Annotated in this window: 10 protein-coding genes; 3 read left to right on the top strand and 7 right to left on the bottom strand. The window is 62.9% G+C overall.

All coding sequences use genetic code 11. The features are described 5' to 3' along the window. Positions 1 to 5 precede the first annotated feature (5 nt). Positions 6 to 884, top strand: a complete 879-nt coding sequence (locus LVJ94_11760; protein ID WXB07906.1) for an ABC transporter permease — start codon at positions 6 to 8, stop codon at positions 882 to 884. A 174-nt stretch (positions 885 to 1,058) separates the two neighbouring features. Here LVJ94_11760 and LVJ94_11765 read toward each other — a convergent pair whose 3' ends face one another. Further along, positions 1,059 to 1,868 carry a hypothetical protein gene (locus LVJ94_11765; GenBank protein ID WXB07907.1) on the bottom strand — a complete coding sequence of 270 codons (810 nt, stop codon included), beginning with the start codon at positions 1,866 to 1,868 and terminating at the stop codon, positions 1,059 to 1,061. 1,063 nt (positions 1,869 to 2,931) lie between these two features. On the opposite strand from LVJ94_11765, the gene LVJ94_11770 reads away from it, so the two are divergent. Continuing rightward, positions 2,932 to 4,404, top strand: coding sequence for a S53 family peptidase (locus LVJ94_11770; protein ID WXB07908.1), 1,473 nt, complete (start codon positions 2,932 to 2,934; stop codon positions 4,402 to 4,404). 120 nt (positions 4,405 to 4,524) lie between these two features. Here the strand turns inward: LVJ94_11770 and LVJ94_11775 are convergent, their stop codons facing one another. Genes LVJ94_11775 through LVJ94_11800 form a run of 6 tightly spaced genes read right to left on the bottom strand, consistent with a single transcriptional unit; the run spans position 4,525 to position 13,011 of the window. Next, positions 4,525 to 5,601: a hypothetical protein gene (locus LVJ94_11775; GenBank protein WXB07909.1), complete on the bottom strand. Its 1,077-nt coding sequence runs from the start codon at positions 5,599 to 5,601 to the stop codon at positions 4,525 to 4,527. Positions 5,602 to 5,638: 37 nt separating this feature from the next. Further along, positions 5,639 to 6,982 carry an HTTM domain-containing protein gene (locus LVJ94_11780; GenBank protein ID WXB07910.1) on the bottom strand — a complete coding sequence of 448 codons (1,344 nt, stop codon included), beginning with the start codon at positions 6,980 to 6,982 and terminating at the stop codon, positions 5,639 to 5,641. Next, entirely contained in the window at positions 6,979 to 9,126 is a 2,148-nt protein-coding gene (locus LVJ94_11785) for a TonB-dependent receptor (GenBank protein ID WXB07911.1), read from the bottom strand. The genes LVJ94_11780 and LVJ94_11785 overlap by 4 nt, the downstream gene beginning before the upstream one ends. Next, positions 9,116 to 10,225, bottom strand: a complete 1,110-nt coding sequence (locus LVJ94_11790; GenBank protein WXB07912.1) for an imelysin family protein — start codon at positions 10,223 to 10,225, stop codon at positions 9,116 to 9,118. The genes LVJ94_11785 and LVJ94_11790 overlap by 11 nt, the downstream gene beginning before the upstream one ends. 13 nt (positions 10,226 to 10,238) lie before the next feature. Next, a complete protein-coding gene (locus LVJ94_11795; protein WXB07913.1) occupies positions 10,239 to 11,717 on the bottom strand; it encodes a thiol oxidoreductase in 1,479 nt (492 codons plus the stop codon). 49 nt (positions 11,718 to 11,766) lie between these two features. After that, positions 11,767 to 13,011: an iron-regulated protein gene (locus LVJ94_11800; protein WXB07914.1), complete on the bottom strand. Its 1,245-nt coding sequence runs from the start codon at positions 13,009 to 13,011 to the stop codon at positions 11,767 to 11,769. Between the two features lie 267 nt (positions 13,012 to 13,278). Here LVJ94_11800 and LVJ94_11805 point away from each other — a divergent pair, with 267 nt between their 5' ends. After that, positions 13,279 to 14,418, top strand: a complete 1,140-nt coding sequence (locus LVJ94_11805; protein WXB07915.1) for a sugar ABC transporter substrate-binding protein — start codon at positions 13,279 to 13,281, stop codon at positions 14,416 to 14,418. Positions 14,419 to 14,470: the final 52 nt, after the last annotated feature.

The raw sequence follows: 14,470 nt of genomic DNA on the forward strand, positions 1-14,470 counted from the left end.
CCGCGATGGACTTCGTTCCCATTCTGGCCACCGCCATTGCCACGTCGACGCCGCTGGTCTTCGCGTCGGTCGGTGAGACGTTTTCGGAGCGCGCCGGCGTGATCAATCTGTCGGCCGAGGGCACGATCATGCTCTCCGCGATGACCGGATTCGCCGCGGCGCGCGCGACGGACAGCCTTCTCGTGGGCTTCGCCGCGGCAGCCCTGACCGGGGTGGCCGTGGCCCTCATCGTGGCCTTCGGGAGCATCACTCTGCAAAAATCGCAAATCGCGATTGGGTTCGTGCTGGCCCTGCTCGGGGCGGATCTGTCGTCCGTGCTGGGCAATCCGTTCGTGCGCGTGCCGGGGCCCACCGTGCCCGAGCTCTCCATTCCGGTGCTGCGCGACATTCCGGTGCTTGGCCCACTCTTGTTCCGGGGCGACGCGCTGGTTTACGCGAGCTACCTGCTGGTCATCGGCTCGACGATCTACTTCTATGGAACGCGTGCCGGCCTGCTTCTGCGCGCCACCGGCGAAAAGCCCACCTCCGCCTATGTCCGAGGCGCGAACGTGTCGCGTATCCGCTACGCCTACACGCTTCTGGGTGGCGCGCTGATGGGCATTGCCGGCGCCGCCTTCTCTCTGGACTTCAAGGCCGGCTGGAGCCACCGCCACACCGCGGGTTACGGCTGGATTGCGCTGGCCATCGTCATCTTCGGCGGCTGGCACCCCGCCAAAGTTGCCGCCGGCGCATACCTTTTCGGCATCTTGCAATCGGTGGCGACGGTCGCGCAGAGCGCCATTCCGCAGGTGCCGACCCAGGTTTTCGGCGTGGCACCCTTTGCGCTCATGATCGGCGTTCTCGTGGTGACCTCTCGCCGCCGCGCCGGGGGAACTGCGGAATAACCTCAGAAGAGGGAAACCGCCAGGACGCCAGGGTCGCCAGGGGTGGCCAACGGAAACGGCGCTGGGGCGTAGTTTTTTTGTTTTTCAAACAAACCAAAAAACTTCGTTTCACCCTGGCGATCCTGGCGTCCTGGCGGTTTCTCCTTCTTCTGCGCCGCTACAAAACGCCCGCGGTTACAGACGCCAGACGACGAGGGCTTGGGGGTTGAACTCGTTCAGGTCTTTGATGCCGTACTTGTTGACCCAGTATTGAACTTCGGTACCGACGAAGATGCGGTCTTGTTTGCCGAAGAAATTGCCAACGTCGATGCGGAGTTGCGGCTGGGTGAGAACTTGGTATTCGCAGGCTCCGTGCCCGCCGATGATGTCGACGAAGCCCTGAAAATCCATGCGCACGGGGCCGAGCTCGAAGGGGGCGTCCCACGCTGGCGTGATCTGGAAGGTCGCCGGCTGGCATTGATTGCTTCGGCCGGCGAAACGGCCCTGATCGACGTATGCCAGGACGTCGACGTGGAAGAAGGTGAAACCAGGGATTTTCCAATCGGTCGTTATGCCCGGAAGGAGAATGAAGGGGGCGGCGCCATTGCTTTTGGCTCCCGCGTTGACGCCCATGGTGACGTTGATGTCGTCGAAAATCGCCGCGGATAGGGAGGTTCCGAGGATCTTGCTGGCGCTGAGCGACGTGTAGGCCTCGCCGTAGATCTCGTTCGCGTCGTTGTCGGCGGAGTCGGACTTGATCAAGTCGAAAAAGAAGAAATTGCGACCCAGCGCCCACTCGCTGTAGTGCTGAAAGGTCAAAATGTTCTTCTGCACATGGTCGCCGGTGGGGTCCGACGACGGCTCCTTGTACCGCCAGCCGTGCAGATATTGAACTTCCGTCGCATGGAAATATTTGGGATTTTCGGCCGGCCCAGGCCCCGGCAGCGTATGATGCTGCGGCGGGGCGGGAGGCGGCGACATCGCCTCCGGCGCTTCGACTTGCACTGGATTTGGGGGATCGGCTTGCGCACTCGAAGCCGGGGGAGACGCACTCGGTTCGCCCGATGCTGAAGACGTTGAAGGTGCCGGAGTCGCGCCCGATTCCTGACCGCGTTCCTGAGCGCTTGCCTGCGCAGAAGCTGTAACGATGAGTGCTGTCGTGTAGGCGACGGTCGAAAAGCGCGACAAGGAGGCTATTTTCATGAACGTTTCCTCGCGGTCCGATGGAAGGGCGACGTGTCCCTTCATTACTCGATATCGTCCCGCCGAGATATGAGAATGTGCCCAAGTCGCTATTCGTCCGTACACAACTTTGGAGCGATTCGGTCGACTCCGAACTGACAGCGACGGTGACACGGACCTGGCGCGGTGAGTTGGTACTGACTTGGTGCGTCCCGACCGCCAAGTCGGGAAGCCTCTCGTCACACTGTCGTAAAAAGCGCGCCGCGGCGATGTGCGATGGGGATTTGAGATCACAGGAAGACGGGAAGACGGGAAGGTAGGAGAGGTTATTTGTATTTGTGATTGGAACATGAATGTATAATCAAAATAAAAAAACTCGCGACTGACGCGAATGTCGTCAGGCCTTCCCGTCTTCCCGTCTTCCTGTGAATTCTCTCTCTCCTTCATCGCGAGACTGTTGAGCTGTTGATTTATGCAGTCGCGAGGTAACGCGGTATCGCTCGTGAGGAGTCGCGAGGGATAAGTTGGAGTCGCAAATGACGATCCAACCAAGATGGGATTGCGGTTACATTCGTGTAAGACAAGCTGTGGGCTCTAACAACGTTGTAAGGATATGGGTGGCATAGTGGGAACTGTGTCCTCACTTGGGCCCGCATGAACTCACTCATTTTAGGCGGCCTCGTGATTCGATGTCGAAAGTTCACGGCCGTGATCGTATGTAGCCGAGTCCCTGTCGAGCGCGCATGGAGGTGCCGAGTGCACCTTCATGGGCGCACAATTTAGCCCTCTGTCCAACGCCAATCCAACAGGCCACTTCGGCTTCTCCGGTATTGCCCACTACCGAAGAGAGCTCGAGGCACGGTCGAATATTGCATGGAGTCATGACATGTCTCTTTATTCGAAAAAGACCGCCGTCTCGTTCATTTCGGTTACCGCACTTGCGGCGCTCGTACCGCTAGCGTGCATTCCGCTCGCGTGCTCCAGTGGGTCACGCGATGACGTTTCCAGCCATGTGAGCGACCCTGACCAAGAAGCTTTGAGTCAAATTCAACAAGAGCCAAGTAGGAGTGTTTGTGATCGGACGAACCTCAAACCGGGATTTGCCGCGTGCCATGCCAAGGTGCGCACGGAGCCGAGCGGCAACGTCAAGGCGTTCGCCACGCCCAGCGGGTTCGGGCCGTCCGATCTGCAGGCCGCGTACAAAGTGCCTTCCGGCGGCGGCGAGGGGAAGATCATCGCCATCGTCGATGCGCAAGACGACCCGAAGGCCGAGGCGGACCTCGGCGTGTACCGTTCGCAATTCGGCCTTTCCTCGTGCACCACGGCGAATGGCTGCTTCAAAAAGGTGAATCAGAATGGCCAAACGTCGCCGCTTCCCGCGGCCGACGACGGGTGGTCCGGTGAAATCGCGCTCGACCTGGATATGGCCAGCGCCATTTGCCCGGAGTGCAAGATCATCCTGGTCGAGGCCAATTCGGCGTCGCTGGACGATCTTGGCAAGGCCGTGAACACCGCCGTTTCCCTGGGCGCGACCGTCGTGTCCAACAGCTATGGCGGCGCCGAAGACTCGACCGAATCGCAGGCCGATACGGATTACTTCGTTCATCCCGGCGTCGGTATCTTCGCCAGCACGGGCGACGACGGTTATGGGACGTCGTACCCGGCCGCGTCCGCGGGCGTGATCAGCGTCGGAGGCACCAGTCTGACGAAATCCTCCAGCACGCGCGGGTGGGCCGAGTCGGTGTGGAACGGGGCCGGCTCCGGCTGCAGCAAATACATCTCCAAGCCGTCATGGCAGAACGACACCGGTTGCTCGAAGAAGGCCATGGGCGACGTCTCGGCGGTCGCCGATCCGAACACCGGTGTGGCCGTTTACGTCACGCAGGGCGCCTCGGGGTGGGCGGTCTACGGAGGCACCAGCGCAAGCTCACCCATCGTGGCATCGATTTACGCGAAGACCGGCCACGGCGGCGACAATGGCTCGTACGCATGGACGCACACCGCGAATTTCTACGATGTGACCAGCGGCAGCAACGGCAGCTGCTCGCCCAGCTACCTTTGCAAAGGCACCGCCGGCTATGACGGGCCGACGGGGTGGGGGACCCCGAACGCCACGGCGCTCGCCGGCGGCGGCGGTGGCACCGACGCAGGCACGGGCACCGATTCGGGAACGGGGACCGATTCGGGCTCGGGCGGTACGTGCGCACACAACGTTTGCTCCACGGGGGCAAAGCTCACCAAGTCGTGCAGCGCGTGCGCTACCGCGGTGTGCAACAATGATTCGTATTGCTGCAACACGAGCTGGGATAGCTATTGCGTGAGCGAGGTCGCGGATTATTGCGACCAGACCTGCAATTGATAAAGCACCGTGCGTGAATAAGCCTGATCGGGGCGGCCGTCCGCGTCGTGCGTCTTCGGAAAATCGTGATGCACGAAGGCGTACCCGTGGCTGCCCCCGTTGGGATCGGGCGCGAGAGCGCTAATGCGATTGCGGCGTGCCGAAGGTGGCAATCCCTTCGAGCGCGAACGCAGGTGGCGCCGACAGCGTGGCGACGAATGCGCGGCTTCCCTGAAGGACGCTATGCGTCTCGGCTTGGCGAAGCCCCTCTTCGCCGCCCGCGATCCATCGGCCATCGGGCGCCACGTCGAGGGCCGACACCTGGACCTGATCGTTGCCAACGTCGAATGTCCTTTCCGCCTCGGGCGTCAGCCGCGCATCCGGACCGATCGTCCACGATTGCAGGAACAGCGAATGATCGTTGAGCGCGTGCTTCAGCGATCCGGTGATGACCATGCGTGTGTCGTCGACGCGGACGGCCCCGAGCGCCGTGCGCGCGCCGAAGGCGGTCGTCTTTGCCTCGATGAAGTTGCCGGCGTGATCGAAGGTCAACACGGTGATTTGCTCTGCGCTTGCACTCGATGAAGGCACCCCAAAGCGTGCGTCCACGCCGTCGGCCTCGGTGACTACGGCGAAGCCATCGCGCAGGCCGATTATTTGGCTGCCGAGATCCAACGCCTTCATCGTCGCAATGGGAATCTGTGTCGTGGGCCCGTTTGGACCGAGCCCAAAGAGGGTGAGGACGAGGTCCGTATTGATGCCAAGGCACCAAAGCTGCCCATCTTTGCCGAGATGAAGTGCGTTCTCGGGCAAGTCGAAGATGGGCTCGCGGAATAACGCGTAGTCCTGCAAGGCACCATCCGCCAGCGACATTTTTCGGATGCGCACCCGGAAGCTGGCATCGTCGATGACCTCCGCCGCTTCGCTCAGAAAGACGGAGCCGCCGGCCGTCTCACTGAGACGGCCGGACACGAGATCGAAAGGGTAGGCATGGTCATAGGCCACGTTGCCGTCCACACCAACGAGGCGAACGTGGCGTTCGACGGGCTCCCCTGCAGCATCCTGCGTCAGGAAGGCGCCGAGAAACCCACGCTCGGTGGGACGTATCTGCAGCGGTGTGACGGAGAATCCCTCGAGCGTCGTCCGTGGGGTAAGCGTCCACGAGTTCGTCGTTCCCCCGTTGTCGTTCGAATCGCTCCCGCAATGTGCAGCCAACAACAAGACAAGAAGTGCGCACTTCTTCATGAAACCGGTTTTACATTTCGGGCGGTGTCTCGTCGAACGGTAGAATCCATCGCTTTGCGCCAAAGCCCTCTTTCTCTTTTGCCAAGTCGACGCGCGTGTCCACGAGAGGTCGCGCAGGGCGCCCATTCATGGCGACGAGAGCCTCGACATGGACCTCGACCCCCGGATGGCCGCGGCGCGCGAAGTCGTCTGCGACGACATGTGAGAACTCGAGGATCATATCGGGCTGCGTGGACATCATCTTGCTCTGATATCGAGTTAGGTAATCGGTGGGATAGACCGTCCACTTGCGCCCACTCGCGGGATCCACCACCGTGACATCGACGGCACCATTCTTTTCCATGAGCATGACGTTCCACGCGAAGCGGTAGCCTTGCTCCGTCCAGAGAACGTTGCCCGGGTAGAGCCAATGGCGAAGCGGCACCAGCACGTGCCACGCAACATAAATACCCGTGAGCGCACGTCCCCAGGGCGGAAGCACCGGCAAGGTCGCCGGCTCGCCGGCGGATGGGCGCAAGATACCCAGGCGCTCCAAGGCGCGTCGGGGCCAGCTCGCGTCGAAGAAGATCAACGCGGAACCCATCATGATCCAGGGGAACATCCCCAATTGAAATAAGCGCGCCGTGATCACGTGGAACGCGACGGCCGCGGTATACGCAAAGGGCCGGCTCCTCCTCCATAGTAGGAAAGGAACCACGGTCAGATCGAACGCCGCCCCGGCCCAACTGAAGCCCAGCGCGAATTCCTTGTAGCGAAACCATGGTCCGATGATGGGGAATTCCTGATTGGCCCCGAGCCAGATGGTCAGCGGCTCGGCATGGACCAGCCAATCGCTTTTCAATTTGGCAATGCCGCCGAACACGTAGACTACGCCGACTTGAAAGCGTACCAATGAGAGCATCCACGCGGGCACGCGATCCCACGAGTCATCAGGGCGCCTCCACGTCCGCACCGATGCGGCTCGATCCAGCGGCAAAAAGATCATGAGCAGCGCCAGGCAGCTCACCAAATAGTAATGATTTAGATAGTTCGTCTTGTCGATGAGGTGCGCATACGTAAAAAATAGAAAAAAGACGATGGCGCTCGCCCGGTACGCCACGCCCACCGCAACCGCGAGCGCGGCCATGCCCATGATGGCGTAGTGCGCATACATGAGAAACCCGGGCCAAGGGCGCACCCACTCGAAGCCGTAATAATGAAAAAAGTGCTTTGGCACGAAATAGTACTCGGGTATCCATCCGTGCGCGAAGAAGCGCCCCACCGAGAAGGCCATGGAAAGGCCGAACACGATGCGAAACGCCGCCAGCGATGCGATATCGGCGGCCCGGTCGACTACCCCGAGCCGCTCTTTCACGAGCCCGGCCCCGACCATTTCAACGTCACGAACACCTGGCGAAAGCCATTGGTGAAGATGCCGTTGGGAAGGCGCCCCGAGAGGTACACGTCGTCGAGCACGTTCTTGATGGTGAGCAGCGCCGACAAACCGGTGGGCTCATGCCGGTAGCGCGCGCCCAAGTCCAGGGTGCGGTACGAGGGGATCTCGCCGGCGCGTCCGGAGATCTCGGCCTCCACGGTGTTCGTCTCGTCGGCGAATTGCGAGCCGACGTAGCCGAACGTGGCTTGTCCGCCGAAACCGCTTTTGTGCTCCACGTCCAACGTCGCCGTCAAAAGGTGCTGCGGCGCATAGGGAACGAAGTTGCCGTCGTACAGGCCGCCGACGAAGGTCGAGCGCGACCACGTGTATTGTGCAGCGATGTCCACGTCCACGGGCAGCTTCAGCCCGCGGCCGATCTGGGCAATCGCCGTAAGCTCGGTGCCGAGGTGCCGCGTCTTTCCGCCGTTTTTGAACTCGGCGGCGCTTCCGCTCAGCGTATTGTTCGAAATGAGCTGGTTGTCGAAGTTGGTGAGGAATCCCGACGCTTCGAGCCGCGCCCAGCGCAGCGGCCGCACGCGCGCTCCCAGCTCCCAATTGATGCTTCGCTCCGCGGACAGGCCCACGTCCTGCCCCGTCGGCGTAATCGATTGACTGATGCGTGGCGGCGAATAGCCACTATGCAGCCCGCCGAAAAGGTTGAACGACGGCTTGCCGTAGATCATCCCGATGCCCGGCATCACGCCCGTGGACGTGGAGCTGCCCTCGAGGTCGACGTCGCTGACCACGCCACCCTCGTAAATGCGCTTCGAATAGCGTTTGCTGATCGCATGTTCGACGCGAACGCCCGGTGTGACCAACAGGTCGTTTCGAAAGGCGATGCGGTCTTCGCCGTAGGCCGCGAGGCCGAGGATGCTCGTCGTGTCGTCGGTGAGCAGATCGCCGGTGTCCGCCGTGGGTGAGCCTGCGGCAAAGGCGCGGCGGCGCGCGGAGTCGAACATCATACGCCCGCCCAGGACGAGCTTGTGCGCGATGGGGCCGGTGTGAAAATGGTGTTCCACGCGCGGTTCGACGCCGACCACGTTGTAATTGCGTTCGCGGATCTGCGACGTCTTTTTGAAGTACAGGCCCGCGCCGTCGATGCCCTGTGGCCCGAGAATGCGCACGTACTCCGTGCCTTGCACCTTGGTGCGATCGAAGTCCTGCTGCCGCAGGCCCATGTTCATCGTGTACGCGAAGAGCAGCGTGTTCAGCTTCGTGTGCTCGCCGAGGCGTTGCTCGTGCCGCAGCGAAGCCTCGTAGCGCCGGATCCCGAAGGTGTCGTCCGGTGCCACGGTGTCCTGCCGCGGGTCGGCGCGGTAGAGCGGCTCCGTCAGGCCCACGTAAGTCGTGTGCGAAAGCTCGTCGTAGGCCACCAGCTTCAAGGTGGCCTCGCCATCGCGGCCGGTGGCGAAGGCCACCTTGCCCATGACGTCCGTCTGCTCGAATGGCATGTTGCGGAAGCCGTCGCCCTGCTTGCGGAACGCCTGCACCACGTAGCGCACGTCGCCGCCCGCGGCGGTGTTCCCGTAGCGCGCGAGCGCCTTGCCGAAATTGCGCTCGCCGTACGTTCCCTCGACGTTCCACTCTTCGCGGGTCGGCGGCGCCCACGTGTGAAACTGCACTACGCCGCCCACGGTCTGCGGGCCGTAGAGCAGAACATCGTGTCCCTTGATGACATCGATGTTCTGAATCCGTTCCACCGGCGTCGAGTAATAGAGCTCGGGCTCGCCGTAGGGGCTCACCACCACCGGCACGCCGTCTTCCTCGACCAACACCAGGCGCCCGCGCGTCGGGCTCAACCCGCGCACACCCAAATTGAGGCGCAGCCCCATCGGATCTTCCTGGCGGATCACCAGGCCGGGCACGCGGCGCAACATCTCACCGGCGCTCTGAGGCTGCGCGCGCCGCATATCCGTTTCCGAGACGCGCGATCCCGAGCCGGAGGCGCGCTCCAAATTGTCCGCCGCGTCGCCGTGCACGCGTACTTCCTCGGTGGGCGGGGCCGCTTGCGCGAGCAAGGGACCCGCCCAGACGAGATGCACCGCGGCGAGGCCAACGCCGGCGATGCGTTTCTCAATCGCCATCGTTGTCGTTGAACTGCAGCGCAGTCCCGAGCGCGCCGGCCACCTCGGTGCCCATCAAGTTCTTCATCCCGCGCACGGCCTCGTACGACGCGTCGACCGCGGCCGCTTGCCCGGTGAGCGAGGTGCGGAACGGCGCCGGAACGGCCTGCACTTTGGCCTGCGCATCGGTCAGCGCCGCATGCATCCGATCATCGAGGGCCGCATTTTTGGCCTTCACGAGGGTCGTGATGCCTTTGCCGTTGGTCCCGTCGTAGACGGCCTGCACCCCTTCGAGGGTGGCCAGCATGTCGGCCAGCGAGTTGTCGCTGCGCGGCGTCTCTTCTTGATCGGGCTGAACGACGCCGCCACTTCGCTTGCCGAACGGCTTCGCAATCTTGTTGCCTGCAACGGTGTCGCCGGCGACCACCGCTTTGTTGACCAATTGATCGATCGCCGATTTGGCCGACGGATACGACGCGCTGCTGGAGCCCGCATTGGAGAGCTCCGCCGCAAAGTTTTCCCCGGCGGGATCCCAGGACTTGTAGAGCTCCGCTGTTTTCGCCTTCAAGTTGCCCGCGGCCGTCGCAACGTACAGACGTCGCCGTTCCGCACCGGCCTCGGTGGTCAGCTTGGCGAGGATGCCCGCGTCGCCAGCCCCTGCATTGTCGAAGAGCAGGTATTCGAGCGCCATGAAGCCCTTCACGTTCGCGCCCAGCTTGTCGAACGATTCGGGCGTGATGGCGTCTGCGCCGTTGATGATCGAGTCGATGGTCGCCGGCCTCGCCGGCCAGTAGTCGACGGCCGCCGTAATTTCCTTGGCCTCCACGGGCCCAAAGCGGAACGCGTCCGACTTGCGCCAGGCCTTGCGCGCCGCCCGCCACGCCGTCTGCGTCTTCGCCAACGCATCTGCGCTGGGCGCTGTGCGCAGGGCCTCGGCGGCGTCGCGCAGGTTGCCCGCGTCGGTGTCGAGCGTGCGGTACGTCGGCAGGATGACGTCGGTGGTCACATCCGCGAGAACAGGCTTCGTGTCCGAGGGCGGCGGGTTCGAGTTGTTGCCGCTGCCGCTGCTGCCGCACGCGGAAAGGATGAAGAGAAGGGCGAGGTAAGACCGTCTATGCATGACTCATGCTCTTTTACAGCGACTCGAGGAATTTGATGAGGGCTTCTCGCTGAACTTTCGGCATGGTTCGGAACGCCTCCCTCGAGGCCGCGGCCTCGCCCCCGTGCCAGAGAATCGCCTCGGCGAAGCCACGGGCGCGACCATCGTGCAGGAAAAAGGAGTGCCTGCTCACCACCTGCGTCAAGCCGATGCCCCACAGCGGGGACGTGCGCCATTCCGTACCCGTGGCCTCGAAATCGGGCCGGCCATCGGCGAGCTCCGGCCCCATGTCGTGGAGCAGCAAGTCCGTAAAAGGCCGGATGGTCTGGTTCGACAGCGCCGGATACCCGTCGAGCACGCCCGTTCGAACCTTGGCGACGTGGCACGAGGTGCACTTCGCCTGCGCAAGGGCTTGCTCGCCCTCGCGCACCACCGGATCGGTCCAATTGCGGCGTGCGGGCACGGCGACGGTCATCCCATAACGGGTGACCGCATCGAGCTTTTGGTTCGACAACTCCGGCTCGTGCGGGCCCCCATCTGTGGGCGTACCGCCCGAAGGCGCCGCTTTGCAGGCCGTCTGCGCGGCGGGGCAATTCTCGTTGGGATCGAGCTCCGACGTGATGCCGATGTCGCCCTGGAAGGCACCGGCGCTCTGCTGCTCGATGGTCGGCTGGTTCGCCTTCCACCCGAATCGGCCCACCGTCGCTTTCTGCGCGCGGATGTTCCACACGTGGTTCGGCCGGCCCGAAATGCCGTCGCCATCGCGATCGTTCTCGTCCGCCAGCGCGGAGAGCGTCTCCTCCGAGATGGCCTGCAGGAGGCCGAGCCCGATCATGGCCGGCGCGACGCGCGGCGATGTCATCATGCTGGACGCGAAGGGACCGAAGGCGCCCTCGAGCTTGTACTCCGGCCGGCGCAAACTGTACGCCTCCCCATCGGCGTAGGTGCCCGGAACCTCGACGTAGGACACGCTGGAGGTGCCTTCCGAGGGCACGTTGAGGATGGCCTGGTGGTTGAATTGCCCGCCGTAATTCGGCTCGTCGAGCGGACCGCCGTGGGCGTCTTGCCCGGGGATGCTCAATCGAATCAGCAGGCCGAGAAACTTCTCGTCGTTCGACGTCGGCGGCCGACCCGGGCCATCCTTGAAATGGCACGCCGAGCACGACGTCGCGTTGAACGTGGGCCCCAGGCCATCGTTGCCCGAGGCCGACGCGGGGGCGGTCACCCAATTGCGGTTGAAAAAGTGGTCACCCAGCGCAAACGCACCGCGCGCGTCGTCATCCAGATTGCGTGCCGCAAAGGTGAAGGCGTTGCTGGTGCTGTCGACGATGGTCGTCTCGCCGCCGAGCAGCTCGGCCCCCGGCTCGATGCCGGCATCCGTCCCCGCGTCGACGGTGGGGGGTGGATCGCCGCCGGACGACGAGCTGCACGCCCACACGAGCGAAATGGCCGAGAGCACGCCAAGTCCAACCAACGGACGGCGACGATCCAGAAAGCGCATCATCTCGGCCATTCACCTACCTCAACTACTCCCTGCGGACACGCAGAATTCGCAGGGTACGCTACTCGATGTTGATCGTGAGCCCCAACGTCGTGGCAACCTTCACGATCGACTTGGTCAACTCCCCGAGCGAATCGATGGCGGCCTTGACCTTCGGACGCGCCGCATCGTTCGTGATGGCCTGGTCGAACGGTGCCGGTATGGCGGCGATCGCGTCAAGCGACGCGGCCAGCTGCTGCTTCACCTTCGCATCCAGCGCGGCATCCTTGGCCTTCACCAGATCGTCGAGGCCCGCGCCATCGATGTTTCCGTATCGGCCGAGGTACACATTTTCAATGCCCTTGGCATTGGCCGTCAAATCCTGAAGCGTGGTGTCGCTGAAGCAGGAGTGCTCTTCCTCTTGATCCTTGGTCTCGTAGGCATTGTTCATGCGCTCTTTCGAGAGCTCGGCGCCGCTCAGGCTTCCGAGACCCTTGATGATGCTCGTGAGCGCGGCGTTGGTATCGCCCGCAATGAACTTCGACGCGTACGTGTCCGCCGTATCGGTGTGCCACTGCACCTCGACGCTCTCGAGGTCATCGACGAGAAGATCGACGGCGGCCTTGAGGTAATCGCGGCGACGCTGCTGGTTGTCGTGCGTTCCGCCGGTGCCCGTAACGTAGTCCGTGTATGGGCGGTTGCCGGGGCCCGTGGTGCTCAGATCCTGTCCCCAGAGGAGGAACTCGATCGCGTGCCACCCGGTGGAGAGGTTCTTCTCCCCGCCTTGCTCGTTCTTCGCAGCAATCGATTCTTTCGTGATCGCTTCGCCCGTGTTCGTGTTGATGATGCCCCCTTTGAGTTCGCCCTGCTCGGGGTGCGCGGGGTCTTTCAACACGTAATCGATGTAGGCCTCGTCGAGCGGCCAGCCGTTGATCGCACCTTCAGGACCCGTGTTGTCCGCATCGATGGGGCCGCCGTAGAAGCGGAAAGCTTCGCTTTGTCCATACGAGGGGCGTGCCTGCGTCCAGGCCTTGCGTGCGTCATCGAGCGTCGCCTGCGACGGTGCCGCGAGGAACGCGTCCACGGCGGTCTGCAGCTTCTTCGCCTGCGCGATCGAGTCCTCGTAGTTCTCGTGGACGATCGTGGCGTAGTTCTTCACCACGTCCGCGGCGGTGACCGCGCCCGTGCCTCCATCGCCCTTGCCGCTGTCGCCCGCGTCGTTGCCGGCCGGCGGGGCCCCGGGGCTGTCGTCGCTGCTGCACGCCGCGATGGCGGTGCCTAAGGTGAGGGCTACGGCAAGTCCAATCGAGGTAAGACGGATCTTCATCCGTTGGCTAGTATCGCAAGTGAAAATCACTCTCAAGAGCTCGCCTCTTTAAATCGGCGTCACGAGAGGCGCGGGTTAATTGCGCAGCGCGTCATTCATCCAATGATGATACCCGACCAAAAAATCGTCCTCCGGCGAGTGCTTGGGGCGCTGTTCGTTGTTCACGGGAGCGATCCATCGTCTATCGTACGCTCCCAAATTGGTGAACCTCGCGCGTGAAAACGTCCGTCTCGCGGACAATGCCGCGCGATCGCCAAGGAGGGTTCCGTGAAAGCTATCGCATGTCGCAATCTTGGTCTCATCGGCTCTTTGGTGATTGCTACCGGCCTTTTCGCTTGCAACAAGGACCAGGGTAGCCAGCCTGGGTCGTCCTCGTCGTCGACCGCGTCCACCGCGTCCGCGGCCAAGCCCGCGGAAGAGGGCGCGCTCAAAATCGGGCTGTTGCTCCCCGAGACGAAGACCGCGCGCTACGAGGCCGCGGACAAGCCCTTCTTCGTGGAGCGCCTCAAGCAAATCTGCCCGAAGTGCGAAGTCCTTTATCAAAATGCCGACCAGAAGGCAGACAAACAGCAGGCGCAGGCCGAATCGATGCTCACGAACGGGGTGAAAGTCCTGGTCATCGACGCGGTCGACGCGAAGGCCGCTGGCGCCATCGTGGCCAAGGCCAAGTCGGCGAACGTGCCGGTGCTCGCCTACGAGCGCCTCTCGCAGGGCCCGGCCGATTATCACGTTTCATTCGACAACGAGCGCGTGGGCCGTCTGCAGGGTGAATCGCTCCTCGCCGCGCTCAAAAAGGGCGGCGATCCGAAGCGCGGCAAGGTCGTCGTGATCAACGGCTCCCCCACGGATCCGAATGCGGCCTCCTTCAAGAAGGGCATGCACTCGGTGCTCGATGGACAGGTCAACATCGGGCAGGAGTACGACACCCCCGATTGGAGCCCCGACGTCGCGCAGAAGGAGATGGATCAGGCCATCACCGCGATCGGCAAGAAGAACATCATTGGCGTCTATTGTGCGAACGACGGCACCGCGTCGGGCGCGATTGCCGCCATGAAGGGTGCAGGCTTTGCCGACCTTCCGCCCGTTACGGGCCAGGACGCGGAGCTCGCAGCCATCCAACGCATCGTGGCGGGACAGCAGTACATGACCGTGTACAAGGCCATCAAGAAGGAGGCCATCGTCGCCGCCGAAATGGCCTACTCCATGGCGCAGGGCAAACCCTACACCGAGCAAAAAACCGTCCCCATCAACAACGGGACGAAGGACGTCCCATCGGTTCTGCTCGACGCCGAGGTCGTGACGAAAGAGAACGTCAAAGACACCGTCGTTAAGGATAACTTCTACACCGCACCGCAAATCTGCACCGGGACCTTCGCGGCCGCGTGCAAGACTGCGGGCGTTCTCTGAACTAGATTCGTTTGCATCTTCTCGCTCTCGCTCCCGCTCCCCCTCTCGAGCT

Source organism: Sorangiineae bacterium MSr11367 (assembly GCA_037157805.1).
In the GTDB taxonomy this organism is placed as follows: Bacteria; Myxococcota_A; Polyangia; order Polyangiales; family Polyangiaceae; genus Pendulispora; species Pendulispora rubella.

Coding starts and splice junctions, on each gene's coding strand:
- LVJ94_11760 (WXB07906.1), top strand. CDS start 6: ATGGACTTCGTTCCCATTCTGGCCACCGCCATTGCCACGTCGACGCCG.
- LVJ94_11800 (WXB07914.1), bottom strand. CDS start 13,011: ATGAAGATCCGTCTTACCTCGATTGGACTTGCCGTAGCCCTCACCTTA.
- LVJ94_11795 (WXB07913.1), bottom strand. CDS start 11,717: ATGGCCGAGATGATGCGCTTTCTGGATCGTCGCCGTCCGTTGGTTGGA.
- LVJ94_11785 (WXB07911.1), bottom strand. CDS start 9,126: ATGGCGATTGAGAAACGCATCGCCGGCGTTGGCCTCGCCGCGGTGCAT.
- LVJ94_11770 (WXB07908.1), top strand. CDS start 2,932: ATGTCTCTTTATTCGAAAAAGACCGCCGTCTCGTTCATTTCGGTTACC.
- LVJ94_11790 (WXB07912.1), bottom strand. CDS start 10,225: ATGCATAGACGGTCTTACCTCGCCCTTCTCTTCATCCTTTCCGCGTGC.